This is a genomic window from Sphingomonas sp. TZW2008 (assembly GCF_002117915.1).
Classification (GTDB): Bacteria; Pseudomonadota; Alphaproteobacteria; order Sphingomonadales; family Sphingomonadaceae; genus Sphingomonas.
Map to the genome: position 1 here is coordinate 115,305 of NZ_BDJB01000007.1, position 23,863 is coordinate 139,167.

Consider the following 23,863-nt stretch of genomic DNA (forward strand, 5'->3'; position numbering starts at 1 on the left):
CCACGGTTGCGATCGAGATACGATCGCGGGCATAGCGCGTCGCGGGTGACGCTATCGTCCCCGGCCATGGGGCTCAAGGGAGCGCGACGATGAAGGTCACGATCGAGGTCGATTGCACGCCACAGGAGGCGCGCGGCGTCATGGGTTTGCCCGATCTCACGCCGTTGCACGATCGCTACGTTGCGATGATGCAGGAGACGATGCAGGGCAACCTGCGCCCCGAACTGCTCGAGAATATGGTCAAGAGCTGGGCGCCGATGGGCGATGCGGGCGCCGCCTTCTGGCGCCGTCTGTTCGAGGCGGGGACCAAGCCGGGCGGCTGATGGAGACGATCTTCGCGATCTCGAGCGGCCGTCCGCCCGCGGCGATCGCCGTAATGCGGATCAGCGGTCCCGCAGCGATCGCCGCCGCCACGCGACTGGCAGGCACCCTCCCCCCGCCACGACACGCCGCCGTCCGCGTCCTCCGCAACGGCGAAGACATCCTCGATCGCGCGCTCGTTCTTGTTTTCCCGGCGCCAAACACCGCAACGGGCGAGGACCTCGTCGAACTTCATCTTCACGGCGGCCGCGCTGTCGTTGCCGCAGTCGAATGCGCGCTTGCCGCGATGCCCGGGTGCCGTCCAGCGACCGCGGGCGTGTTTACCCGCCGCGCCCTCGGCAACGGCCGGATCGATCTTGTCCAGGCGCAGGGCCTCGCTGATCTTCTCGAGGCGGAGACCGAGCAGCAGCGGCGCCAGGCGCTCATGCATGCCGAAGGCGCGATCAGCCGGCAGATCGCTGCGTGGATGGCTGATCTCTCCGCACTGCGCGCCCTCGTCGAAGCGACGATCGATTTCGATGATGAGGGTGATGTGTCGGCGATGGACACTGCCGTAGTCGATGAGCGCACCGCCGCGATCGCTAACGAGCTCTCCGCAGCGCTCGATCGTCCCTCGATCGAGCGCTACCGCGATGGTATTCGGGTGGTCCTGGTCGGCCCGCCAAACGCAGGCAAATCGTCACTCTTCAACGCACTGATCGGCCGCGACGCGGCGATCGTCTCGCCCATTGCGGGGACGACGCGCGATCGGATCGAGGCGGCAGTCGTTCGCCGTGGGGCGGCCTACACGCTGGTCGACACCGCCGGGCTGCGCGACGCAACCGATGATCCAATCGAGCAGATCGGTATTGCCCGTACGCGCCTCGCACGCGACACCGCTGATATCATCCTCGATCTGTCGGACGACGCGGTGACGGGGCCGCACACTATTGCCGTTCACGCGCGATCCGACATCCGCAGCGATAGGGCGCGTGACGGAACGATAGCCACCGCTTGCGACGATCTCTCCTCGATCGACGTGCTGTGGGAGGCGATTGAGCAGCGACAGCGAACAATCATCGACGCGGGAGACGAAGCCGCTTTCCACGACCAGCAGCGACAGATGATCGGCACCGCCCACCTTGCCCTTGCGACGGCGCTGGGTACCGACGATCTACTCATTAAGGCCGAGGAGCTACGCGCCGCTTCGCAAGCGCTCGCGGCGCTGCTTGGTGTCGATTCGACCGAAGCGATGCTCGATGCTCTCTTCAGTAGGTTCTGTGTCGGGAAATAGTGTTTCACGTGGAACAGAGATTTGACGTTATCGTCGTTGGCGGCGGTCATGCCGGCACCGAAGCCGCAGCTGCTGCAGCGCGCCGTGGCGCTCGCGTTGCGCTTGTTACCCACGACCAATCTCGTGTCGGGGCGATGTCGTGCAACCCGTCGATCGGTGGACTAGGCAAAGGGCACCTTGTACGGGAGGTCGATGCCTATGACGGGTTGATCGCGCGCGCCGCAGACGCCGCGGGTATCCACTACCGCATGCTCAATCGCAGCAAGGGGCTCGCCGTGCAGGGACCTCGGGTCCAGGCCGACCGCCGCCTTTATGCCGCAGCGATCCAGCAAATGCTGACGGCGGACTCGAACATGACGGTCGTTGCCGGTGATGTCACATCACTCTCGCTGACCTCGGGACGCGTTAACGGCGTCGTACTGTCCGACGGCCGAGAGATTGCGGCTCCGAGTGTAGTCCTCGCGACTGGAACCTTCCTCGGCGGGCGCATCTTCCGCGGATCGGACGAGACGCCTGGCGGTCGCGTCGGCGAGGCGGCGGCGATTCCGCTCGCGGCACAACTTCGCGCACTCTCCTTGCCGATGGGTCGTCTCAAGACGGGCACCCCGCCCCGGCTCGACGGCCGCACGATCGATTGGGCGAGGCTCGAACCCCAGCCCTCGGACGCCGACCCGTGGACGATGTCGCCGATGACGGCAAGACGCATGCGGCCTCAGCTCGCATGTGCGATCACCCGCACCACGCCGCAGGCCCACGCAATTATCGCCGACAATCTCCACCGCTCGCCGCTGCACACCGGCGCGATCGAGGGACAGGGCCCGCGCTACTGCCCGTCGATCGAGGACAAGATCCGCCGTTTCGGCGATCGCGACGGCCACCAGATCTTCCTCGAACCCGAAGGGCTGGATGATCATATCATCTATCCCAACGGCATATCGACGTCGCTGCCGGCCGATGTGCAGGACGCTTTAATCCGTGCGATCCCTGGGCTCGAACGATGTGTCATCACGATGCACGGCTATGCCGTAGAGTATGACCATATCGATCCGCGTGCACTCGATGCGACACTGGCACTGCCCGCACTCGACGGTCTGTTCCTGTGCGGACAGATCAACGGTACGACCGGTTATGAGGAGGCCGCCGCGCAGGGTTTAGTCGCCGGCGCGAACGCCGCCGCTCATGCGCTGTCGCTCGCCCCATTCCTTCCCGATCGCAGCAACAGCTATATCGGCGTGATGATCGACGATCTGATCCTGCAAGGCATCAGCGAGCCCTATCGCATGCTCACCGCCCGCGCCGAATATCGCCTGTCGCTGCGCGCGGACAACGCTGAAACGCGTCTGACACCGCACGCCAAGATGCTTGGTCTACTTACCGCGGACCGCCTCGCGCATGTCGAACGACGCGACACGCAACGCGCCGCCATCCAAACCGGCCGCGACGACCCCTCGCTGTACGACGCCGATCTAATCCGCGAGCATGAGGAGGACGTTCGCTACGCCCCCTATCTCGCCCGACAAGCGGCGGAAGTAGAACGCATGAAACGCGACGAGCGCATCAACATCGCCGCCGACCATGATCTCAATCGTATTGCTGGTCTGTCGAACGAGATGCGCGAGCGGCTCCGCACCGCGCGTCCGCGAACTTTAGGCGAGGCGTCGCGCGTGCGCGGCGTCACGCCAGCTGCGCTGACGGCGCTGTGGCTCGACGCCAAGGCGCAGCGATGACCGAGGACGAGGCACGCGCTGCGGTCGAGAGCATTGTCGGTACACCTGTGATGCCTGCGCTTGACCGGTTTGCCGACCGCATCCGCCGCGAGAGCGGCGAGCAAAATCTCGTCGCGCGCGCGACACTCGACACGTTCTGGCTGCGGCATATGCTCGACTCTGCGCAGCTTCTGCCCCTCGCCCCGGCGTCGATCAACTCTTGGATCGATGTCGGAACTGGAGCCGGCTTCCCCGGAATGGTTGTCGCCCTCGCCCGCGACATACCCGTGGTGCTAGTCGAGCCGCGTCGGATGCGCGCGAGCTTTCTTCAGCAGGTGATCGAGGACGAAGGTCTGTCTCACCGCATTACCGTGCACCAGTGCAAAGTAGAGCGAGTGGCGGCCACGATCGCCAGCGTCATCTCCGCGCGCGCGGTAGCAGCACTTGCTGATTTGTTCGCCAGCACCGCCCATCTTGCGAACGACGAAACTGTGTACTTGCTCCCGAAAGGACAATCCGCCACGACGGAAATGAGCGACGCACGGCGGCGGTATGCTGGATTGTTCCACGTGGAACAGAGCCGAACCGAGCCGACTTCAGGCATCATCGTCGCGTCAGGCGTGAGGAAGCATCGATGATCCGTATCGCTGTCGCCAACCAGAAGGGCGGGGTTGGCAAGACAACCTCCGCCATCAATCTGGCGACCGCACTCGCGGCAACCGGCAAGCGCGTGCTGCTGATCGATCTCGATCCGCAGGGTAATGCCTCGACCGGCCTCGGCATCACCCAGGCGCAGCGCACATCGTCGAGCTATCACGTCCTCGTCGATCAGGCGCCGATCGCGCAGGGTGTGGTCGCGAGCGGGATCCCGCGGCTCGACATCCTCCCTGCGACGGTTGATCTGTCCGGCGCCGAGATCGAACTTGTCGAGCTCGATCAACGAACGCACCGCCTCCATCGCGCGCTCGACGCCGCGCCAGCGCGGTGGGATATCACGTTAATCGACTGCCCGCCCTCGCTCGGCCTGCTGACGATGAATGCGATGGTCGCCGCAGATTCGCTGCTTGTGCCTTTGCAATGCGAGTTCTTCGCGCTCGAAGGCCTCAGCCAGCTGCTCACCACCGTCGAGCGGATCCGCGCGCGGTTCAATCCATCGCTGTCGATCATCGGCGTCGCGCTCACCATGTACGATCGGCGCAACCGGTTGACCGAGCAGGTATCGGCGGACGTTCGCGCGGTGCTTGGCCGTGTCGTCTTCGATACCGTCATTCCGCGCAATGTGCGCCTCTCGGAAGCGCCGAGCCACGGACTGCCCGCGCTGATCTACGATCATCGCTGCAGCGGTTCGCAAGCCTATATCACGCTCGCCCGCGAGCTGATCGCGCGGCTTCCGCAGGTTGAGGAGGTCGCGGCGTGACCGATAAGCGCCCGCGCGGCGGGCTCGGCCGTGGCCTCAACGCGCTGCTCGGCGACATCTCACGCGACGATTCGCCCGTCGATCCGCAGGGCAGCCCGGCGAGCGGCGTCCGCATGATCCCGGTCAGCGCGATCGCGCCGCACCCCGAGCAGCCGCGTCGCCATTTCGACGAGGATGCGCTCAACGAGCTCGCCGCCTCGATCGCGGAACGCGGCATCATCCAACCGATCGTCGTCCGTCCGCACGGCCACGATTATCAGATCGTCGCGGGTGAACGGCGCTGGCGCGCGGCACAGCGCGCGCGGCTGCACGAAGTGCCGGTTGTCATCCGCGACTATACCGACGCCGAGACGATGCAGATTGCGTTGGTCGAGAACATCCAGCGCCAGGATCTCAACGCGATCGAGGAAGCGGAAGCCTACAGCCGCCTGCTCGACGAATTCGGTCACACACAGGAAGTGCTCGCCAAGACGGTGCACAAGTCGCGCAGTCACGTCGCGAACCTGCTCCGCCTGCTCGATCTGCCGCGCAGCGTCCAAGACCGCGTGATCGACGGCACGCTCAGCATGGGCCACGCCCGCGCGATCATTGGTGCGCCCGATGCCGAGGCGCTGGCCGGCCAGGTCGTGGCCAAGGGCCTCTCCGTGCGCCAGACCGAGAAGCTCGCACAGGCCGCCAAACCCGCCGCCGTCCGTAGCAAGACGGCGCGATCGACCGGTACGCGTGAGGAGGCCGACAATGCCGATGTAGCCGCGCTCGAGCGGCAGCTTGGCGATCTCCTGGGGCTCAGGGTTCGCATCGCGTACAATGCGGGCGGCGGGACGCTAACGGTCGACTATTCGACGCTCGATCAGCTCGATATGATCTGTCAGCGGCTCAGCGGCGAGCCGATCTAGCGCGCCGTCATCCGCCCGCGCGGCGGCTGGCGAGTTCGATCATCGCCTGCGCCGGCAGAACGTTCCCAGCACTCGCTCCGCTCATCACCGATCGCTCCGCCGCGCGCACGATCGCCAGAGCACCTGCCAGCGCCGTCGGTGACCAGCGGCGCAGCGCCGCCCCCGTCGCCACCTCTTCCTTGAAGAACACGCGGTGCCGCTTCATCACGCCGCCGATGTCAGCCCCGCCCGCCACCTCGCCGCGCATCTCAGCCAGCGATGCCAGCCGCCGGGCTAGCGCGCGCAGCCACGGCACGGGCGAGACATTGGCCTCCTCCATCCGCCGCAGCGCCTCCCCCAGCGCCGCCGGCTTGCCCGCCACCAGCGCGTCGATCACGTCGGACGCCTCGACCTCGCCGAGGTCGGCACCGATAGCGTCGAGCGCCGCTTCCTCGGCCGTCACGGTACGTGTCGGATCGGCGTCGAGGTACAGCGCCAGCTTCTCGATCTCGCGCGCGATCACCGCGCGATCACCGCCGCCGGCGCCCGCCAGCCGCCGTGCGACACCCGGAGCGAGCCGCAGGCCGTGTTCCCGCGCGATCTCGCCGACCACCCCCTCCAGCTGCTCCACACTAGGCACGTAACAGGCGACAGCGAGCGCATTGGGTGCGTCGAGCGCTAGCTTGGCGAGCTTCGACGTCGCCTTCAGCGTCGGGGCGATCACCACCACCGGATTGCCCGCCCGCTCGGCCTCCAGCAGCGCCGATACCGCCGCCAGGCTCTCCTCGCCCGCCCCCGTCACGCGCACGTGTCGCGCGGTGCCGAATAGCGAGAGCGCCGCTGCCTCGTCCGCCAGCCGCGCGGGATCGCCGCGTAGCGTCGCGCCGTCGAGATCGACGCGCTCCGCGTCCGGCCCCAGCGCGCGCGGCAGCCGATCGGCGAGCGCCATCGCCCCCGCCTCGTCCGGTCCGAACAGCAGATACAGTCGAATGTCGGCGGGTGGCCGGTCGAGCGCGGCCTTGAGGCGCGCCTCGGTCGCCTTCATTGCGCCGCCGGCGCCCGCCCGACGTAGAGTGCGACGCGCGTCAGGATTTGGTCGGCAATCGTTTCGGACAGCCGCTCTAGCGCGGTATTCTCCGCCGCGATCGTGGCATATTCCGATCCGACCACGTCGATCCCCGCGTCCGATCCGGCGGTCGCGTCGAGCACGACGCCGGCCTGCCCCACTTCGACCAATTGGTAGCGCGCGCGCAGCGTCCGCCGCTCGCGCGCCACCGAATCATCGCGGCGGATGGCGAGCCCGGTAATCTGATCGTCGAGCTTGATCTCCAGCCGATAGCGCGCACCTGCACCCTGCGGCTTGCCCAGCCGGTCGCGCAGCGCATTGGCGACGAGCCATCCCGCCTTGCCCTCGATCGGCGCGACCTCGACCTGTGCCAGCGTCGCCGCGACCGGGCTCGACGCGCCGCCGGCGTAGAGCGGCTTCAGTCCGCATCCCGCCAGCAGCGGCAAAGCGAGCGCGATCGCAAGAAGCGGGCGCGGCGAGCGCCTCATGCGACGATATTCACCAGGCGGTCGGGCACCACGATCACCTTCCGCGGCGGCTTTCCGTCGAGCGCGCGGACGATCTTGTCGAGCCCCAGCGCCTGCGCCTCGGTTACGTCCTTTGCTGCGCCCTTCGGCAGCACGATCGTGTCCTTGAGCTTGCCGTTCACCTGAACTGCGATCGTCACCTCGTCGTCGACCAGCATCGCCGGATCGACCGCTGGCCAGGTCGCATCAGCGATCAGGCCGTCGCCGCCCTGCGCCGCCCAGGCTTCCTCGGCGAGATGCGGCACCATCGGTGATACGATTCGCAGCAGCGTCGCGAGCGCCTCGGCGCGATCACGCGACGGCGCCGCTTTGTCGATCGCATTGGCGAGCGTGTAGATCAGCGCCACCGCCTTGTTGAACTGCAGCCCTTCGATCGCCTCGGCAACGCCCTTCACCGTGCGATGCGCCACCTTGCGCAAGCCGACGTCGTCGCCCTCGCTGACGTTATCATCGCCAATCAGCCGCCACAGCCGTTGAACGAAGCGCCACGCCCCCTCGATGCCGTTCTCGCTCCACTCGAGATCGCGCTCGGGCGGCGAGTCGGACAGCATGAACCAGCGCACCGCGTCCGCACCATATTGGTCGACGATCGGCTCGGGATCGATCGTATTCTTCTTCGATTTGGACATCTTCTCGATGCGGCCGACCGTCACTGGCTGCCCAGTCGCCGTCTCGACGCCGCCCTCGATCTCGCCCGGCGACAGCCAGCGGCCGTCGTGCGACTTGTACGTCTCATGCGTCACCATGCCCTGCGTGAACAGGCCGGCGAACGGCTCGGCCACGTCGATCAGGTCGACCGCCTTCAGCGCCCGCGTCCAGAAGCGCGCGTAGAGAAGGTGGAGGATCGCATGCTCCACCCCGCCGATATATTGGTTTACCGGCAACCACTGCTCGGCCACCGCGCGGTCGAACGGGCGGTCACTCGGCTGGCTGGCGAAGCGGATGAAATACCAAGAAGAGTCGGCGAACGTGTCGAGCGTGTCGGTCTCGCGCACCGCGTCGGCGCCGCACGACGGGCAGGCGACATGCTTCCATGTCGGATGCCGATCGAGCGGATTGCCAGGGACGGCAAAGCTCACGTCCTCGGGCAGCAACACCGGCAGCTGGTCAGCGGGCACCGGCACCGCGCCGCACGCGTCGCAGTGGATGATCGGGATCGGCGTGCCCCAGTAGCGCTGGCGGCTGACGCCCCAGTCGCGCAGGCGGAACACGGTGGTCCCCTCACCCCACCCGCCAGCCTCTGCGCGCTGGATCACGGTGCGCTTAGCATCCTCGATGTCCATCCCGTCCAGGAAGTGCGAATTCACCAGCCTACCCGGCCCGTTATAGGCCTCGGCACCGTCGAACTCGGGGGCATCCTTGTCGCCCTCGGACACGACGCGGCGGATCGGCAGCGCATATTTGGTGGCGAACTCGAAATCGCGCTGGTCGTGCGCCGGCACGCCGAACACCGCACCGACGCCATAGTCCATCAGCACGAAATTGGCGATGTACACCGGCAGCTGCCACGTCGGATCGAACGGGTGCGTCGCCTTCAGCCCGGTGTCGAACCCCTTCTTCTCCTGCGTCTCGAGCTCGGCCGCGGTGGTGCCACCGCGCTTGCACTCGGCGATGAAGTCCGCCGCCGCCTGGTCGCGCGCCGCCGCCTGCTGGGCCAGCGGGTGATCCGCCGCCACCGCGACGAAGCTCGCGCCGAAGATGGTGTCAGGCCGCGTGGTATAGACTTCGACGACGCCTTCGCCCGTCCCCGCCGCATCGCCGAGCGCGAAGCGGAACGTCAGTCCCTGGCTCTTGCCGATCCAGTTCTCCTGCATCAGCCGGACCTTGTCTGGCCAATCCTTGAGGTCGCCCAACCCCCGCAGCAGATCGTCGGCGAAGGCGGTGATCTTGAGGAACCACTGGTTCAGCTTGCGCTTCTCGACCAGCGCACCCGATCGCCAGCCGCGCCCGTCGATCACCTGCTCGTTGGCGAGCACAGTCATGTCGACCGGATCCCAGTTCACCGCGCTCTCGCGGCGATAAACGAGGCCAGCTTCGTAGAATTTCAGGAACAGCGCCTGCTCGTGCCCGAAGTAATCGGGATCGCAGGTGGCGAACTCGCGCGTCCAATCGAGCGCGAAGCCGAGCCGCTTCAGCTGCGCCTTCATCGTCGCGATATTGTCGCGCGTCCAGCCGCCGGGGTGCACCCCCTTCTCCATCGCAGCATTTTCCGCGGGCATGCCGAACGCGTCCCACCCCATCGGGTGGAGCACTTCCATGCCGTTCATCCGGCGGAAGCGCGCCAGCACGTCGCCCATCGTGTAGTTGCGCACGTGCCCCATGTGGATGCGCCCCGACGGATAGGGGAACATCTCGAGCACGTAGCTCTTCGGCTTGGGCGAGGCATCGTCAGCGGCAAAGGTCGCCCGCTCGTCCCACACGCGCTGCCATTTCGCGTCCGCGGCAAGCGCGTTGAAGCGTTGGCCGGTCCCCGAACTCATCGCCTGCCTCAGTTGATCGCGGAGGAGGCGCGGCGCAGGTCGCGTGCCCGCGTCAGGATCACGTCTTCCAGCTTCTGCGTCGTCGCCGCCGCCACCGGCGCGCCGACCCACTGGCCGCCCTGGTTCACCTCACGCAGCGCCGCGACACGCAACGCGTCGGCGCGCAGATCCTGGTCGAGGATCGACACCGTCACCTTCATCCGCTCGGTCGGCGTCTGCGGATTGACGTACCAATCGGTCACCACCACACCGCCGTTCGAGTCGGTCTGCAGCAGCGGCATGAAGCTCAGCGTGTCGAGCGTCGCGCGCCACAGATAGCTGTTCACCCCGATCGTCGTGATGCGCGAGGCGGCAAGGTCGGTCTGCGGCCGCTCGCGCCCCCCGCCGCAGCTCGCTGCAGCAAGGGCGGCACATACGATCAGCGCGGAACGCAACGGGCGGAACATCGGCATCGTCCTGATGGAAAAACTCACTGGCTGCGGCTCTATAGGGCCCCTCCCCCGCCCGCAAGTTGATCCGATTCGCCCGTGGCCGCCATCGGTGATGCTAGGGGGTGCGAGCATCGCGGATAGAGGGAGTTACGTACTGGCCGCGATCAGATGATTTGCGGTGTTGCACTGCGACATCATCAATATATGATACGTTGCAACATAACGCTGCTCCCTGCAGCGTTTTCTCTTCACCCTGTCTTGGAGCAGAAATGCCACCCTCGCCCCCTCACGCGCGGCTACGTGCGTCCACGATGGCCGCGACGGTCGCACTTAGTCTTGTGCCATCTGCCGCCGCGGCACAGGACGCGCCGGAGTCCGGTAACGATGCGATCGTTGTCTTGGGCACGCGCAACACCCTTGATCGGGCGCTGTCGTCGGATCGCGTTACCGAGCGCATGTCACAGTCGAGCCGGTCGATCGAACGCGACATCCTCGATGCCGCCGGCACGTACCGGCTGAGCGACGCGCTCGAACTCGTCAGCGGCTTCAGCCAGCAGAATAACCGTGGCGGCGTCATCGACAACTTTGCCGTTCGCGGATTCCTGGGCACCCCCGACGGAGGTGCGGAATACTATCTGAACGGCTTTCTCGCCAACCGCGGCATGGCGCCGCCGCGCGACCCCGCGACGACCGAGCGGATCGAAGTGCTGAAAGGGCCGGCCGGCGCGCTGTTCGGCGACGTCGATCCTGGCGGGCGGGTCAACATCGTCACCAAGGTACCACGCTTCGCGCCGCATGCGAATGCGACGATCGGCTACGGCTCGTTCAACACGCGCCGGATCGACGTTGACGCTACCGGCCCGCTGACCTCGACGCTCGCTGGACGGATCGTGCTGGCGGCGGAGAATAGCGACGGCTGGCGCGATACCGTCTCGCTGCGTCGCCGCGTCGTCGCGCCGTCGTTGACGTGGCAGCCGGACGACACATTCCGCCTCACCTACGCTGGTGAGATCAGCCAGTACGATACGCCGTTCGATCGCGGTATTCCGGCGATCGACGGCAATGCCAATGCGCTGCCACGATCGGCTTATTACGGCGAACCGTCGAACGGGATCACCAAATCGCGCCAGCAGCAGCATCAACTGACCGGATCGGCGGGTCTGGGCGATGGTTGGACGCTGAACGGCGGCATCGTGTGGCGGACGGGAACGCTGAAAGGCCTGTCCGCCGATCAGTCGCGCATCGTCGGCACCGCGCTCTGGCGACAGCGTCGGTCGCGCGATTTCAGCGTCGACGACTTGTCTGGGCGGTTGGAACTCGCCGGCCGGATCGGCCGTCATCGTATTAGCGCCGGTGTGAAGGGCTATCGCTTCTTCTACGGCGAACGCTGGCTACGCATCAATCCCTCGGCCGGCGCGCCCTATGCCATCGACCTGTACGATCGCGTCTACGGATCAGTAGCAGCCCCGCTGCGTCCCTTCACGAACAACGATGAAAGCCGATGGGCGGGCACCGTCTACGTGCAGGACATGTGGGACGTGACCGATCGGCTGACGCTGGTCGGCGGCGCACGGATCGATCCGTACCGGCAGAAGATCGTCAACAACAACACCGGCGGCGTCGGCCGCACCATCGACGAACCTGTCACCTTTCGCGTCGGCGCACAGTACCGCGTGACGGACGCGATCGCGATACATGCCAATTGGGGCGAGAACTTCTCGCTCAACACCGGCACCGATCGTACCGGCGCTGGCTTCGGGCCGGAAAGGGGGCGCGGCTACGAAGTGGGCGTCGCCGCAAAGCTGCCGGGTATCGATCTGGCGGCGACGTGGTTCGACATCCGCAAACAGGACATTCTGACCACCGATCCAATCGACCCGAATTTCCTTGCCCCTGTCGGCAGCATCGTCAGTCGCGGGCTCGAAATCGATGCATCGATGGGTCTGGCCAGCCGCTGGCAGATCGTTGCCAATTACGCATGGATCGATGCAAAGGCGGACGACACGGCGTTCCCGACGCCCGCCGTGCTCAACGTGCCGGAGCATTCGGGCACCATGCTGGTCGTTTATCGCCAACCAACCCGGCGCGGCGATTGGCAGGCGAGCGCAGGCGTCGCCTATGTCGGTGACCGGGCGGGATCGCTGACAGCGACCCCGGTCGTGCTTCCCGACTACGTGAAGGTAAAGGCGGCGATCGAACTGCCCCTCAACCAAGGGCTTCGCTTCCGGCTTGAAGCCGACAATTTGCTCGATCAACGCTACGCCGCCAGTTCGTACAGCGCCTTGTGGATCTATCCCGGCGCTCCACGAACGGTGCGTGCCTCGCTTCGCCTTGAAATCTGATCCGCCACGGAGCCCGACGATGCCTGATACAGGAGCGATGCCGATTAATCCGGCCAATGTTCCGAGCACCCGTTTTTTCGCCGGGATCGGCCTTTCCGCGACCATGCGCGTGCTCGATGTCGGATGCGGAAACGGTGATCTTACGCGCATGGCGGCCGCGCTGGTCGGCCCCGGTGGAGAAATCGTCGGGGTGGACAGCAGCGCAACGGCGCTTGCGGCGGCGCGCGCCGCGCCGTCCGATACCCGAAGCGCATCAGTCCGCTACGAGCTCGCGGACTTTCGCGGACCACTGCCGGCACTCGGCCGGTTCGATGCGATTATTGGACGACGGGTGCTGATGTATCTTCCAGATGCCGCGGCAACGCTAACCCGGCTCTCAGATTTCGCGAAGCCCGGCACCGTTCTGGCCTTTCAGGAACATGCGCGCGCCGCCCTGCCCGCCGGTGCGGGCGATCTGCCGGTGCATCGGCGCTGCTATGGCATGGCGTGGAACACGGTCGCGGCCGAGCAGGGCGACGTAACGCTCGGCTATCGCTTGGTCGATCTCGTACGTGCATCCGGTTTTGCCGTCGAGCAGGCGTACAGCGAAGGGATCGTGATCCAGCCGTGGCAGGAATCCTTCTTGCCGACGCTGATCCGCATGATGCTGCCGCGTATGATCGAGCGCGGTGTCGTTCGGTCGCACGAAGTCGATCCGGAAAGCCTTGCCGAGCAACTCGACGACGAGCGGCGCACCGCTGGCGGTACGATCCTGTGGGACATGGCGTTTCTCGTCTCCGGCCGCTTTGGTAGCCGGGGTTAGCCGCCGGCGTGGATCTTCCCAGCGTAGGTCTTTGATGTCGGGCAAGTCGATGATCGTCGCACAACCGTTCTCCGTATAGCGCGGAAGACCGATCGGAGGTCGGCCCGGTGACCGGTTGATCGTCCGTCTGCGTTGTGCCGGGCGGACCGCTAGCGCTGATTGGCTACACAGTCGCGCCGACCTGGTCGACTGCGTGGCCCCGTCGCGGCAGGCATTGGCCCTGCCGGCGCATCGATCTTGCCTAATCGTCCGGTCCTTCGGGGAGCCCCGTGCCGCTCTCAAGCATTGTTGCACCTCCCCGATAGGATGATTCCGGCATGAAGGCAGCCTTGTTCGCGTCCGCATTTCTCGCCACCACCGCCCCGCTAGCCGCGCAAAGCAGCCCGGAAGATCGCGACAAGCGCCCCGTACAGGCCTGGTTCTACGAGCTGACCCCATTGAAGCCCGGCCCCGATTTCGCCTCCAAGCTGAAACTGCCGAAGGGTTATCGCGCGAGCGTGTGGGCAAGCGATCTCGGCAATGCGCGGATGATTGCGGTGGCGCCTGACGGGGCGGTCTATGTCAGCCGCCGGTCGGAAGCCGACATCGTGCGACTGGTCGATGCAAACCGCGACGGCCGCGCCGACGGCCCGCCGACCGTGGTCGTCAATCGGCCGGGGCTGCACGGCCTGACCATCCATGGCGGGATGCTCTATTTCATGACCGCACGCGAGGTGTTCCGTGCGCCGCTGCGTCCCGACGGGGGGATCGGCGCGACCGAGACCTTGATCGACGATCTCCCCGATGCAGGCCAGCACCTGAACCGGACGCTCGCGGTGGGGCCGGACAACATGCTCTACATCAGCGCCGGATCGACCTGTAACGCGTGCGATGAATCGAGCCCGGAGAATGCGACGCTGCTGCGCGCCGGGCTGGACGGCAAGGCGCGCACGATCTGGGCCGCCGGGCTACGCAATACCATCGGCTTTGGCTGGCACCCCCGCACCGGCGAGCTGTGGGGATGGGATCAGGGGATCGACTGGCTCGGCAACGATCTCCAGCGCGAGGAGGTCAACAAGCTCGAACGCGGGCGGCGCTATGGCTGGCCCTATGTATTCGAGGACGGCAAGCTCAATCCGCAGGACGAGCCGCCGGGCGGCATCGCCGGAGCGCAATGGGCCGCCGCTTCCACCAATCCGGTGCTGATGCACGTCGCGCATTCGGCAGGAATGCAATGGGCGTTTCATCCCGGCGGCGGCTTCGGCCCCGATGTGGCGGGCGACGCGTTCGTCGCTTTGCGCGGCAGCTGGAACCGCAAGCCCGCCTCCGGCTATGAGCTGGTCCGCATTCGCTTCGATGCACAAGGCCAGGCGCAGCGCATCGAGCCGTTCGTCAGCGGTTTCATGAGCCGCGACGGCACCGGCCATTACGGGCGCCTCGCCGGCGTGGCGGTGATGCGCGATGGCTCGCTGCTTCTGTCCGACGACGCCAACGGCGTGCTCTACCGCATCACCTATGACGGCGCGACCGGCAACGCGGCGCCGCTGACACCGCCGGCGGGGCCGATGCTGGAACAAGCGGCGCGGGGTACCAACGTGCCGCTCGCGCTGGCCCGGCCCGAAACGCGATCTGCGGGCGCCGGTCGTATCGCCGTCACCGCCGCCGCCTTCCAAGCGAACGGCGCGATCCCGCGCGATCACAGCGAATATGGGCTGAGCATTTCTCCTGAGATCAGTTGGTCGGCGGTGCCGGGCGCCGTGTCCTACGCCATCGTCGCGGAGGATCCCGACGGGCGTGCGAAACCTGTCGTCCACTGGGTCGCCTGGAACGTGCCTGCCACCACCACGCGCCTGCCGGCTGGCCTGCAGGAGGGAGACCGGCTGAGCGGCGGGCCGCTCGCGGGGATCATGCAGGGGGCGACAGGGCGCGGCAGCGTCGGGTGGTATGGCCCGCGCCCGCCCAAGGGCGATGCGCCGCACCACTATCATTTCCAGCTGCTGGCGCTCGACCGACAGCTCGACCTCCCGCTCGGCGCGACGCGCGACCAGTTGCTCTCCGCCGCGGCAGGCCATGTCATCGCGACCGGTGACCTCGTGGGCACGTACAGCGAGCCGCGGTGACGCGATCGCGAGGCGCCGCACGGCGCCGGGCGACTGCCGGCGGCGCTGGCGTGGCACCCACCTGGCTACGGTCCCGCTCCTCCGGAGCCACGTCATGCGGAGCGATCGCATCAGCCACCGGCATGGTGTGAACGAGCAGTGTTGCAAGGCGACGGTGACTGAGCGGACGGGGGCTTTTAAAAGACTATCGGGCGGCGGTTGTGTCGCGAGCAAAGATCCGACCGGCATCGGCGACGGGGATTGCCCCGGTGCCATCCCACATGCGCCACGCTACCTCGGGCGCGTGGGGCACACGGTGACTCGACGTGCGGCTACTGTCCCTCTTTCGCTTCGGCGGTCTGGCGCAGCTAACCAGGACCGCAGCATGGAAGCAGCATGGACGATGCGCGTGAGGCGACGGCCAGCAAGGGTCGCCGCGCAGCACGAACTTGCAACAGGCGATGGTGCTTCACGCCACTTGGGCCGGCCGACCGCCGCGATTCGTGGGTCCGGCCGTTCAGCTTCCGGCGATGTTGTGGATACTATGCAACACTCTCGCCAAAAGGCGGCCAAAATGTGCCCGCGCCGATGGCGGCGTGCGAACCAATCGTGTTACGAACGTTTCGAAGGGGTTGGAGGGACTCGTGTTTCGCAAGGGTGCGCTCATCGGTGGATCGTTCGTGGCACTCGCTGCCGCGTCGCTCGCCGTCGCGCCCGCGTTCGGTGCCTCCGAAGTCGAGCGGCAGATGCCCAAGCGATTCGTAGGGGGGCGCAGCGTCAGCGGTTTCACCCCCGCGGCGGCCGATCCGCGCCTTGCTGCCGCGTTCGCGCGCAGCGGCCTTGGCAGCAGCGACTTTCGCTTCACCCCGTCGGAAGCGCGTGGCGGCAACCGCCCGGTCACCGTGGCAGTCCGCGCCCGTTCGAATCGCGTCGACGACAGCAATCGCGTGGCCGCGGTCGCCGCGCCCACGGTCGGTCTGGTGCCGGTCGCCTACAATCTCGGCGTGTCCGTCGGCTGGAAGCGTTTCGCGGTCACCGGCGATGTCGCCAAGGTCGATCTCGCCGGCGCACCTGGCAGCCGTGAGATCGCCGACGTCGGTGTCAGCTACTCGCTACCGCGCTTCACCGGCCGCGTGAAGGCCGCTGCCGATCGCGCGCTGCCCGGCGCGCCTAAGCTGGTCGAGGATGCGCCGACCTACTCGCTCGACGTCGGCGGTTCCTACTCGCTCACCCGCAACATCGATCTCACCGCCGGGGTGCGCTACAAGTCCGAACGCGAGCGGCTCGCCCGCTTCGCTGACGACCGTCGCGACAGCCAGGCGGTCTACGTCGGCACCGCCTTCCGCTTCTGACGCCGGCGTCGCTGGCGGACTAGGCTAGTCGCCCAGCCACGCGTCGATCGCCGCCCATCCATCGAAGCCGTGCAGGGTGCGAAAGCGCCGCGCTGTCATTCCGCCAAGCGCGACTCGGACCATCGGCAACCCACGCGCCAAACGCGTCGCGCGGCGCACGCCTAGCGCCCCCGCGCCGGGATGCGATCGCGTCGTGAATACCGGCGAGACGAACGCTGAGTCCGCGCGCTGCCGCCGCGCCGCCTTCGCCTCGCGCCAATCGTGCACCGGCGCCGTCAACAAACCCCTTCGAAGCCCTCCTTCGCCCCCCTTTTCAGCCAACCCGTGGCGCCCCATTTCACCGCGCATCGCTGTGGCGCCGGCGCGCACAAGCACCAACCCGCGCGCGATCGCGACGCGCCGCAGCCGCGCGAACAGGCGCCGCCGTTCGGCCAGCGGGGTGGCGTAATGCCGGAACACGATGCCGCCGCCGCGCGGCAGCCGGCGCACCGCGCGCCACAAACCATCGCCCGTCCGCTCGTCGGTCATCAGCCACACACGGGGCACGCGATCGGTCGCGATGGGGTGGCGGCGCTGCATCGCCCCGCTTATAGCCCGCGCGATGCACGCCGACGACCGTCTCGCCGCGATCCGCGGCCGCATCGCCCATGCCGCCCGGCTCGCTCGTCGCGACCAAGACGACGTGACGCTGATCGCGGTATCGAAGACGCACCCCGCGACCGCGATCGAACCGCTGCTCGCTGCCGGGCAACGCGATTTCGGCGAGAACCGCGTCCAGGAAGCGCAGTTCAAATGGCCCGCGCTGCGCGAACGCTACCCCGACACCCGCCTCCACCTCATCGGGCAGCTGCAGTCGAACAAGGCCGCCGATGCGGTGGCGATCGCCGATGCGATCCACGCCGTCGACCGCCCCTCGCTCGTCACCGCAATCGCGCGCGCGATGGAGGCGCAGGGCCGCCGTCCCGCTTGCTTCGTTCAGGTCAACATCGGTGCCGAGCCGCAGAAGGGCGGCTGCGCGATTGCAGATGTCCCCGCCCTGCTCGCCGAGGCACGCGCCGCCGACCTCCCGGTCACCGGGCTGATGTGTCTCCCGCCGGCCGGACTCGAGCCCGCGCCCTATTTCGCGCTGCTCGCCAAGATCGCGCGCGAAGAGGGAGTCGGTGACCTCAGCATGGGCATGTCGGATGATTTCGAAACCGCGGTGATGATCGGCGCGACGCACGTGCGCGTCGGATCGGCGCTGTTCGGCGCGCGTCCAGCGGTGGAGCCAAGCGCATGAAATTCGACGCCTTGTTGTTCGATTTCGACGGCGTGCTGATCGAGAGCGAGTATCTCGGCAACCGGCATATCGCCGATTTTCTGACCGCGTCGGGCATCCCCACCACCACCGAAGAAGCGATGGCGAACTTCATGGGCTATTCGGGGCGCGACTTCATCACACGCCTGGAGGATCGCTTCGGCGGTCCATTGCCCCCCGAATGGGACGAAGCGCGCCGCATCGAGAACGACCGCGTGCTCGCCGAGGGGATCGACGAAGTCGCCGGCGCGGTCGCCTTCGTCCGCTCGCTGCCGGCGGATCTGCCGAAGGCGGTCGTGTCGTCGAGCTCGACGCGCTGGATCCGTACCCATCTCGCCCATCTCGGCCTTGCCGACGCATTCGGCGGCCACGTCTACTCGGGCGCCGAGCACGTCACGCGCGGCAAGCCCGCACCCGATCTCTATCTTTACGGCGCGGCCCGCCTCGGCGTTCCGATTGAGCGCTGCGCGATCCTCGAGGACTCGCCCGTCGGCGCGACGGGCGCGGTGGCGAGCGGCGGCTACGTCATCGGTCTGTGCGCCGGCCGCCACTGCGCGATCGGGCATGACGCGACGCTGCGCGCAATCGGCGTCGATACGATCGCGCATGATTTCGAGTACGTACGCCGCGAACTCGGACTGTGACCGCTAAGGCGTCGCGAACGACCCTATAGCTGGTGCCCGGTGCGATCGCGCTTGGTCGCGAGATACTGTTCGTTGTGCGGATTGGTCGGCAGGAAGTGCGGCACGCGCTCCACCACCGTGATCCCGCGCCCTTCGAGCCCCGCCACCTTGTTGGGGTTGTTCGTCAGCAGCCGCACCGCGCGCTGGCCCAGCAGGTCGAGCATCCGCGCCGCCACACCGAAATCTCGCGCGTCAATCGCGAAGCCAAGCCGCGTGTTCGCGTCGACGGTGTCGAAGCCTTGGTCCTGCAGCGCATAGGCGCGCAGCTTGTTGACCAGCCCGATCCCGCGCCCTTCCTGCCGCAGATACAGCAGGATGCCCCAGCCCGAGGCGGCGATCGCCTTGATCGCAGCATCGAGCTGCGGCCCGCAATCGCACTTCAGGCTGCCCAACGCGTCGCCGGTCAGGCACTCGCTGTGCAGCCGCACCAGCGGCGGCTGGCCGTTAGGTGCGCCGATCAGCAGCGCGACATGCTCGCCGGGCCCTTCCGGGGTGCGAAAGGCGACGATCTCGGCGTCCTCTGCATGCGCAACCGGCAGGCGTGCGCGCGCCGCGATCCACAGCCGCAGCGCATCTTCGTGCGCGTCGATGTCACCCGCCGCGATCGCCACCTCGCCCGCGCCGTCCGGCAACACGAAGAACGCCGGCAGCATCCCCGCCACACGCGCCAGGCGAAGCGCCGCGGCGGCATCGTCGGCGGCGACCAGCGGCAGCGCGCGGAACGGCCCCTTCAGCGGGGTCGCTAGGTCGAGTTGGGGATCGGCGAGCGCGGTCGCCGCAGCGAAATCGACCCAAGGTGCACGATCGACCAGCACGGGCGCGTCGGGGATCGCCGCGTCCTTCTGATTGGCGAGCTTCAGCGTCTCCGCCCGCCCGGCGGACAGCAGCACCGGCGCCGCCTCGGCAGGATCGAACGCCGCGAGCCGCAGTGGATCGCTCGTCTCGATCGGCAGCAACGCCAGCTCCCCGATGCGGATCGGCCACCCCCGGCGCAGCGCATCGATCGCGCGCGCGACATTACGTGCGGCATCCGTGCGGGCGGCCGGATCGCTCAAAAGGCGAACTCGGTCATGATCGGCACGTGATCCGACGGCGCCGCCCAGCTGCGGCAGGCCTCGAACACAACGTGCCGCGTTGCTGCTTTTGCCACATCGCCGGTCGCCCACATGTGATCGAGCCGGCGACCGCGATCGTTCTTCGTCCAGTCGGGCGAGCGATAGCTCCACCAGGTATGCAGCCGCGCCGGGGCGGGATGAAAATGCCGCCCCAGGTCGACCCAGTCGTTCGACGACTTCAGCCGATCATGCGCCGCAACCTCGATCGGCGTATGGCTGACGACTTTGAGCAGCGCCTTGTGGCTCCACACGTCCTCGGGCAGCGGCGCGATGTTGAAATCGCCCGTCAGGATCGTCGGGCAGTCGAGCGAGGCGGACCACGCCGTCATCCGTTCGACAAAATCGAGCTTCTGGCCGAACTTCGCGTTCACCTCGCGATCGGGCACGTCGCCGCCCGCGGGAACGTAGACGTTCTCGAGCCGCACGCCGTTGGGCAGGCGCACGCCGATATGGCGCGCTTCGCGGTTCGCCTGCCAGTCTAGCCGGTCGTCCTCGCTGATCGGCACGCGGCTGACGATCGCTACGCCGTGGTGCATCCGCTGCCCGTGGATCAGGACATGATCGTAGCCGAGCGCGCGGAACGCGTCGGCCGGAAAGTCCTCGTCTACCACCTTGGTTTCCTGGAGGCACAGGACGTCAGGGGCATTTTCGCGCAGGAATTGCTCGACGATCGCAATCCGGAAGCGAACCGAGTTGATGTTCCAGCTGACGATCTTCACGCCGCGGGCTTTAGACCTGTCGCGGCGATAACGGCAACCGTGCAGCTTGGTCGAGTTGCGTCGGCGTGTGCTGGTTCAGAAGGCATGCAGCGCCGCGGCGAAACCGCGTCGTCGATCATCGCTGATGCGACGCCGGCCGTGCTTGGGCGTCTTGCCGCTGCTGCGGCATACGCCCTGCGCAGAAAGGCCCCCGCTCCGGGGGCATGGAGCGAGGGCCGACCTGGCGTTCGTCACGCAGGGGGAGTGGAGCAATCGTCCGGGCAACAGGGGGAAAATCCCGAACCGCCCCACATCCGCAAGAACCGCTCTAGGCGCGCTTACCTGTCGCCCACATGAACGAGATGAACCATTTTGTTCAGCTACGCGACCCGTTCCGCCGTGGATCGTTCCAGCGAAACGTTCCGTCGCTAACCGGCGCGTTGAAGCGTTGGTTGGCAAGGCGGATCGTCGTGCGGTTGCCCTGGCTGTCGAGCATCACCCAGCCCTGCAGCATCAGCCCGCCCGGCGCGCTGCCGTCGCGCGCGAAGACCATCGTGATCCGGCCGTATTCTGGGTGCTTGGGATCGTAACCCTCGACCGACAGCACGCGCGGGTCGGGATTGGGCACGATCTTGGCATAGCGCGCGATGTCCTTGTCGGGATTGATCAGCACGCCGAGCGGCGAATTGCCGATCGGCCAGCGCTGCACCTGTCGCACCGAATAGTCGATGAAGGTGAGCGCCTTGCCGTCCCCGACGATCAGGATCGGCACCCCCTTCTCGTACTGGAAGCGGATCCGACCGGGCTTCTTGAGCGTCAACGTGCCCGTCAGCGTCTTGCCGGCGCGGTCGGTCTGCGTGAAATCCGCCGTCATCGTGTTCACGCTGCGCAGGTGGTTCTGCACCAGCGACAGATCACCGCTCTGCGCCACCGCCGGCGCGGCGACCGCCACCAGCGCGGCGACCGGCATCATGTATCTCACTCACACTCTCCCAATGGGCTGCCGATCCGATGGCACCGACGCATTGAACCTGCCGTGAACCCAATGCTGCTCAGAACAGGGCGTCGATCAAAACAGCGTCCCCAGCCCGATCGTCTCGCCTGTGCCGACCCAGCCCTCGTAGATCATCTTGAACGCGACGAAGACGATCACCGCCAGGCCCACGTAGGCGATCCAGCGATAGCGTTCGATGAAGCGCGCGATGACGTTGGCGGCGAGCCCCATCAGCGCGACCGATAAAATCAGTCCGACGACGAGGATGCCGGGATGCTCGCGCGCCGCGCCGGCGACCGCCAGCACGTTGTCGAGGCTCATCGACACGTCGGCGACCGCGACCGCCCAGGCGGCGCTGGCGAAGCTGCGCGCGGGCTTCAATCCGGAGCGTTCGTCGCCCTCCACCTCAACCGATCCGGTGTTGGCATGGCTGTCGTGCCGCAGCTCGCGCCAGAACTTCCAGCTCACCCACAAAAGCAGCAGCCCGCCCGCGAAGATCAGGCCGACGATCCCCATCAGCCACGTGACGACGAGCGCGAAGGCGATGCGCAGCACCAGCGCGGCGAGGATGCCGATCAGGATGACCTTCTTGCGCTGATCCGCCGGCAGCCCGGCGGCGAGCGCGCCGACGACGATCGCATTGTCACCCGCGAGGACGAGATCGATCATCAGCACCTGGCCGAAGGCGGCGAGCGCGGCGGGATCGGACAGATTGGAGAAATCGGCGACGATGTGGTGCCAGATATCGCCGAGCGATCCGGGCCCCTGGATGGCCGCGGCGGCCTGGGCGAGCAGGGAAAGGATCAACGGCTGGGCGCTCCCGCGAGTAAAGGTCTGGTGATCGAACGGCGTTGGTACCGTTTCGGTTGCGTCCATATGGCGGGGGGCCGGTAATCACCAGCGCCTATGATCGATCAACCCCCAACGGCAAACGGCGTCGCAAAGCCACGCCGTCGATCGGGTTGCTGCGCATCCGTCGGCCGAGCCGGCCTGAGTCCGGCGCCAGCAGGGCGCCGGCCAGACTCGGCTACTGATTCATGCTGGCGAAGAAATCCTCGTTGGTCTTCGAATCCTTCATCTTGCCGAGCAGGAACTCCATCGCGTCGACAGTGCCCATCTGCATCAGGATGCGGCGCAGCACCCACATCTTCGACAGCTTGTCCTTCTCGACCAGCAGCTCTTCCTTGCGCGTGCCGCTCTTGCCCACGTCGATTGCGGGGAAGATGCGCTTGTCGGCCACCTTGCGGTCGAGCACGATCTCGGCGTTGCCGGTGCCCTTGAACTCCTCGAAGATCACCTCGTCCATGCGGCTGCCGGTATCGATCAGAGAGGTCGAGATGATGGTGAGGCTGCCGCCCTCTTCGATGTTGCGCGCCGCGCCGAAGAAGCGCTTCGGACGCTGCAGCGCGTTCGCATCCACACCGCCGGTCAGCACCTTGCCCGACGACGGCACCACCGTGTTGTAGGCGCGGCCAAGGCGCGTGATGTTGTCGAGCAGGATCACCACGTCCTTCTTGTGCTCGACGAGGCGCTTGGCCTTCTCGATCACCATCTCGGCCACCGCCACGTGGCGCGTCGCCGGCTCGTCAAAGGTCGAGGAGACGACCTCGCCGTTCACCGTGCGCTGCATGTCGGTGACTTCCTCGGGCCGCTCGTCGATCAGCAGCACCAGAAGGAACACCTCGGGATGGTTGGCGGAGATCGCGCGCGCGATGTTCTGCATCATCACCGTCTTGCCGACGCGCGGCGGGGCGACGATCAGGCAGCGCTGGCCCTTGCCGATCGGCGAGACGAGATCGAGCACGCGGCCCGTCTTGTCCTTAGCGGTCGGATCCTCGATCTCCATCTTCAGCCGCTCGTCGGGATAGAGCGGCGTCAGATTGTCGAAGTTGACGCGGTGGCGGACGGCGTCGGGATCGTCGAAATTGACGCTCATCAGCTTGGTCAGCGCAAAGTACCGCTCGCCGTCCTTGGGCCCGCGGATCTCGCCCTCGACGGTGTCACCGGTGCGCAGGCCATGCTTGCGCACCTGATTGGGCGAAACATAGATGTCATCCGGGCCGGCAAGATAATTCGCTTGGGGGCTGCGCAGGAAGCCGAAGCCGTCGGGCAGCACTTCGATCGTGCCCTCGCCCATGATCGTCTCGCCTTCCTCGGCCTGAACCTTGAGGATCGCGAACATCAGGTCTTGCTTGCGGAGCGTCGAGGCGCCCTCGACGCCGAGCTCCTCGGCAAGCTGGACCAGCTCGGCCGGGGCTTTCTTCTTTAGGTCTTTGAGATGCATGTCGTGTGTCCGATTGAAATCGGGTGGGGGAGAAAGCCCGGTCGGCGGAAAACAATTCGCGCGGCAACGAGACTGAAGGAGGCAGCGGGCCGAACGGCCTCACCGAGTGTGCGACGTAGGTT

The 23,863-nt window shown here is 66.8% G+C and carries 22 protein-coding genes; 12 read left to right on the plus strand and 10 right to left on the minus strand.

The window, feature by feature from the left end; genetic code table 11:
- Nucleotides 1-89 precede the first annotated feature (89 nt).
- Genes B7L05_RS09265 through B7L05_RS09290 form a run of 6 tightly spaced genes read left to right on the plus strand, consistent with a single transcriptional unit; the run spans nt 90 to nt 5,613 of the window.
- Nucleotides 90-323: a DUF6489 family protein gene (locus B7L05_RS09265; RefSeq protein WP_085809984.1), complete on the plus strand. Its 234-nt coding sequence runs from the start codon at nt 90-92 to the stop codon at nt 321-323.
- Nucleotides 323-1,594 carry a tRNA uridine-5-carboxymethylaminomethyl(34) synthesis GTPase MnmE gene (mnmE, locus tag B7L05_RS09270; RefSeq protein ID WP_085809985.1) on the plus strand — a complete coding sequence of 424 codons (1,272 nt, stop codon included), beginning with the start codon at nt 323-325 and terminating at the stop codon, nt 1,592-1,594. The genes B7L05_RS09265 and mnmE overlap by 1 nt, the downstream gene beginning before the upstream one ends.
- An 8-nt stretch (nt 1,595-1,602) precedes the next feature.
- Nucleotides 1,603-3,321 (plus strand): tRNA uridine-5-carboxymethylaminomethyl(34) synthesis enzyme MnmG, encoded by a 1,719-nt coding sequence (mnmG, locus tag B7L05_RS09275; protein ID WP_144037210.1) that lies wholly within the window; start codon nt 1,603-1,605, stop codon nt 3,319-3,321.
- Complete coding sequence (locus tag B7L05_RS09280) at nt 3,318-3,938, plus strand: 16S rRNA (guanine(527)-N(7))-methyltransferase RsmG (RefSeq protein ID WP_085809987.1); 621 nt, start codon at nt 3,318-3,320, stop codon at nt 3,936-3,938. Before mnmG ends, B7L05_RS09280 begins: the two co-directional genes overlap by 4 nt.
- Nucleotides 3,935-4,717, plus strand: a complete 783-nt coding sequence (locus tag B7L05_RS09285; RefSeq protein WP_085809988.1) for a ParA family protein — start codon at nt 3,935-3,937, stop codon at nt 4,715-4,717. The genes B7L05_RS09280 and B7L05_RS09285 overlap by 4 nt, the downstream gene beginning before the upstream one ends.
- A complete protein-coding gene (locus B7L05_RS09290) occupies nt 4,714-5,613 on the plus strand; it encodes a ParB/RepB/Spo0J family partition protein (protein WP_085809989.1) in 900 nt (299 codons plus the stop codon). The genes B7L05_RS09285 and B7L05_RS09290 overlap by 4 nt, the downstream gene beginning before the upstream one ends.
- A 7-nt stretch (nt 5,614-5,620) precedes the next feature.
- Here the strand turns inward: B7L05_RS09290 and holA are convergent, their stop codons facing one another.
- From holA to B7L05_RS09310, 4 genes are read right to left on the minus strand one after another with little or no spacing between them, the layout of a single operon-like run.
- The gene (holA, locus tag B7L05_RS09295; protein WP_085809990.1) at nt 5,621-6,637 is read right to left on the minus strand and encodes a DNA polymerase III subunit delta; all 1,017 of its coding nucleotides are present in this window, start codon (nt 6,635-6,637) and stop codon (nt 5,621-5,623) included.
- Entirely contained in the window at nt 6,634-7,146 is a 513-nt protein-coding gene (gene lptE / locus B7L05_RS09300; protein ID WP_085809991.1) for an LPS assembly lipoprotein LptE, read from the minus strand. The genes holA and lptE overlap by 4 nt, the downstream gene beginning before the upstream one ends.
- Nucleotides 7,143-9,665, minus strand: coding sequence for a leucine--tRNA ligase (leuS, locus tag B7L05_RS09305; protein ID WP_085809992.1), 2,523 nt, complete (start codon nt 9,663-9,665; stop codon nt 7,143-7,145). Before leuS ends, lptE begins: the two co-directional genes overlap by 4 nt.
- A gap of 8 nt (nt 9,666-9,673) precedes the next feature.
- On the minus strand, nt 9,674-10,111 hold the full coding sequence (locus tag B7L05_RS09310; protein ID WP_085810087.1) for a DUF3576 domain-containing protein: 438 nt from the start codon (nt 10,109-10,111) through the stop codon (nt 9,674-9,676).
- A 296-nt stretch (nt 10,112-10,407) separates the two neighbouring features.
- Here B7L05_RS09310 and B7L05_RS09315 point away from each other — a divergent pair, with 296 nt between their 5' ends.
- The 4 genes from B7L05_RS09315 (at nt 10,408) to B7L05_RS09330 (ending at nt 16,670) form a co-directional block, all read left to right on the plus strand.
- Nucleotides 10,408-12,438, plus strand: a complete 2,031-nt coding sequence (locus tag B7L05_RS09315) for a TonB-dependent siderophore receptor (protein WP_144037211.1) — start codon at nt 10,408-10,410, stop codon at nt 12,436-12,438.
- Between the two features lie 19 nt (nt 12,439-12,457).
- Nucleotides 12,458-13,240 (plus strand): trans-aconitate 2-methyltransferase, encoded by a 783-nt coding sequence (locus B7L05_RS09320; RefSeq protein WP_085809994.1) that lies wholly within the window; start codon nt 12,458-12,460, stop codon nt 13,238-13,240.
- 317 nt (nt 13,241-13,557) lie between these two features.
- Nucleotides 13,558-15,339, plus strand: coding sequence for a YbhB/YbcL family Raf kinase inhibitor-like protein (locus tag B7L05_RS09325; RefSeq protein WP_085809995.1), 1,782 nt, complete (start codon nt 13,558-13,560; stop codon nt 15,337-15,339).
- Nucleotides 15,340-15,962: 623 nt separating this feature from the next.
- Complete coding sequence (locus tag B7L05_RS09330; protein ID WP_085810088.1) at nt 15,963-16,670, plus strand: porin; 708 nt, start codon at nt 15,963-15,965, stop codon at nt 16,668-16,670.
- A gap of 24 nt (nt 16,671-16,694) precedes the next feature.
- On the opposite strand, the gene B7L05_RS09335 is transcribed toward B7L05_RS09330, so the two are convergent.
- Nucleotides 16,695-17,249, minus strand: a complete 555-nt coding sequence (locus B7L05_RS09335; RefSeq protein ID WP_085809996.1) for a thiamine phosphate synthase — start codon at nt 17,247-17,249, stop codon at nt 16,695-16,697.
- A 22-nt stretch (nt 17,250-17,271) separates the two neighbouring features.
- Here B7L05_RS09335 and B7L05_RS09340 point away from each other — a divergent pair, with 22 nt between their 5' ends.
- Together B7L05_RS09340 and B7L05_RS09345 are read left to right on the plus strand one after the other, a co-directional pair.
- A complete protein-coding gene (locus B7L05_RS09340) occupies nt 17,272-17,949 on the plus strand; it encodes a YggS family pyridoxal phosphate-dependent enzyme (RefSeq protein ID WP_085809997.1) in 678 nt (225 codons plus the stop codon).
- Nucleotides 17,946-18,611, plus strand: a complete 666-nt coding sequence (locus B7L05_RS09345) for an HAD family phosphatase (RefSeq protein WP_085809998.1) — start codon at nt 17,946-17,948, stop codon at nt 18,609-18,611. The genes B7L05_RS09340 and B7L05_RS09345 overlap by 4 nt, the downstream gene beginning before the upstream one ends.
- 23 nt (nt 18,612-18,634) lie before the next feature.
- Here the strand turns inward: B7L05_RS09345 and ribA are convergent, their stop codons facing one another.
- From ribA to rho, 5 genes are all read right to left on the minus strand, one after another.
- Entirely contained in the window at nt 18,635-19,705 is a 1,071-nt protein-coding gene (gene ribA / locus B7L05_RS09350; RefSeq protein WP_085809999.1) for a GTP cyclohydrolase II, read from the minus strand.
- Entirely contained in the window at nt 19,702-20,484 is a 783-nt protein-coding gene (locus B7L05_RS09355) for an exodeoxyribonuclease III (RefSeq protein ID WP_085810000.1), read from the minus strand. The genes ribA and B7L05_RS09355 overlap by 4 nt, the downstream gene beginning before the upstream one ends.
- A 355-nt stretch (nt 20,485-20,839) precedes the next feature.
- Nucleotides 20,840-21,436 carry an outer membrane lipoprotein carrier protein LolA gene (locus B7L05_RS09360; protein ID WP_085810001.1) on the minus strand — a complete coding sequence of 199 codons (597 nt, stop codon included), beginning with the start codon at nt 21,434-21,436 and terminating at the stop codon, nt 20,840-20,842.
- Nucleotides 21,437-21,532: 96 nt separating this feature from the next.
- Nucleotides 21,533-22,264, minus strand: coding sequence for a TerC family protein (locus B7L05_RS09365; protein ID WP_375601254.1), 732 nt, complete (start codon nt 22,262-22,264; stop codon nt 21,533-21,535).
- A 220-nt stretch (nt 22,265-22,484) separates the two neighbouring features.
- A complete protein-coding gene (gene rho, locus B7L05_RS09370; protein ID WP_085810002.1) occupies nt 22,485-23,741 on the minus strand; it encodes a transcription termination factor Rho in 1,257 nt (418 codons plus the stop codon).
- Nucleotides 23,742-23,863 lie beyond the last annotated feature (122 nt).

What these genes read in the sequence shown, in the direction of transcription:
- B7L05_RS09265 (WP_085809984.1), top strand. Translation starts at nt 90, where the DNA reads ATGAAGGTCACGATCGAGGTCGATTGCACGCCACAGGAGGCGCGCGGC.
- mnmE (WP_085809985.1), top strand. Translation starts at nt 323, where the DNA reads ATGGAGACGATCTTCGCGATCTCGAGCGGCCGTCCGCCCGCGGCGATC.
- B7L05_RS09280 (WP_085809987.1), top strand. Translation starts at nt 3,318, where the DNA reads ATGACCGAGGACGAGGCACGCGCTGCGGTCGAGAGCATTGTCGGTACA.
- B7L05_RS09285 (WP_085809988.1), top strand. Translation starts at nt 3,935, where the DNA reads ATGATCCGTATCGCTGTCGCCAACCAGAAGGGCGGGGTTGGCAAGACA.
- holA (WP_085809990.1), bottom strand. Translation starts at nt 6,637, where the DNA reads ATGAAGGCGACCGAGGCGCGCCTCAAGGCCGCGCTCGACCGGCCACCC.
- lptE (WP_085809991.1), bottom strand. Translation starts at nt 7,146, where the DNA reads ATGAGGCGCTCGCCGCGCCCGCTTCTTGCGATCGCGCTCGCTTTGCCG.
- leuS (WP_085809992.1), bottom strand. Translation starts at nt 9,665, where the DNA reads ATGAGTTCGGGGACCGGCCAACGCTTCAACGCGCTTGCCGCGGACGCG.
- B7L05_RS09310 (WP_085810087.1), bottom strand. Translation starts at nt 10,111, where the DNA reads ATGTTCCGCCCGTTGCGTTCCGCGCTGATCGTATGTGCCGCCCTTGCT.
- B7L05_RS09315 (WP_144037211.1), top strand. Translation starts at nt 10,408, where the DNA reads ATGGCCGCGACGGTCGCACTTAGTCTTGTGCCATCTGCCGCCGCGGCA.
- B7L05_RS09320 (WP_085809994.1), top strand. Translation starts at nt 12,458, where the DNA reads ATGCCTGATACAGGAGCGATGCCGATTAATCCGGCCAATGTTCCGAGC.
- B7L05_RS09325 (WP_085809995.1), top strand. Translation starts at nt 13,558, where the DNA reads ATGAAGGCAGCCTTGTTCGCGTCCGCATTTCTCGCCACCACCGCCCCG.
- B7L05_RS09335 (WP_085809996.1), bottom strand. Translation starts at nt 17,249, where the DNA reads ATGCAGCGCCGCCACCCCATCGCGACCGATCGCGTGCCCCGTGTGTGG.
- B7L05_RS09340 (WP_085809997.1), top strand. Translation starts at nt 17,272, where the DNA reads ATGCACGCCGACGACCGTCTCGCCGCGATCCGCGGCCGCATCGCCCAT.
- B7L05_RS09345 (WP_085809998.1), top strand. Translation starts at nt 17,946, where the DNA reads ATGAAATTCGACGCCTTGTTGTTCGATTTCGACGGCGTGCTGATCGAG.
- B7L05_RS09360 (WP_085810001.1), bottom strand. Translation starts at nt 21,436, where the DNA reads ATGATGCCGGTCGCCGCGCTGGTGGCGGTCGCCGCGCCGGCGGTGGCG.
- rho (WP_085810002.1), bottom strand. Translation starts at nt 23,741, where the DNA reads ATGCATCTCAAAGACCTAAAGAAGAAAGCCCCGGCCGAGCTGGTCCAG.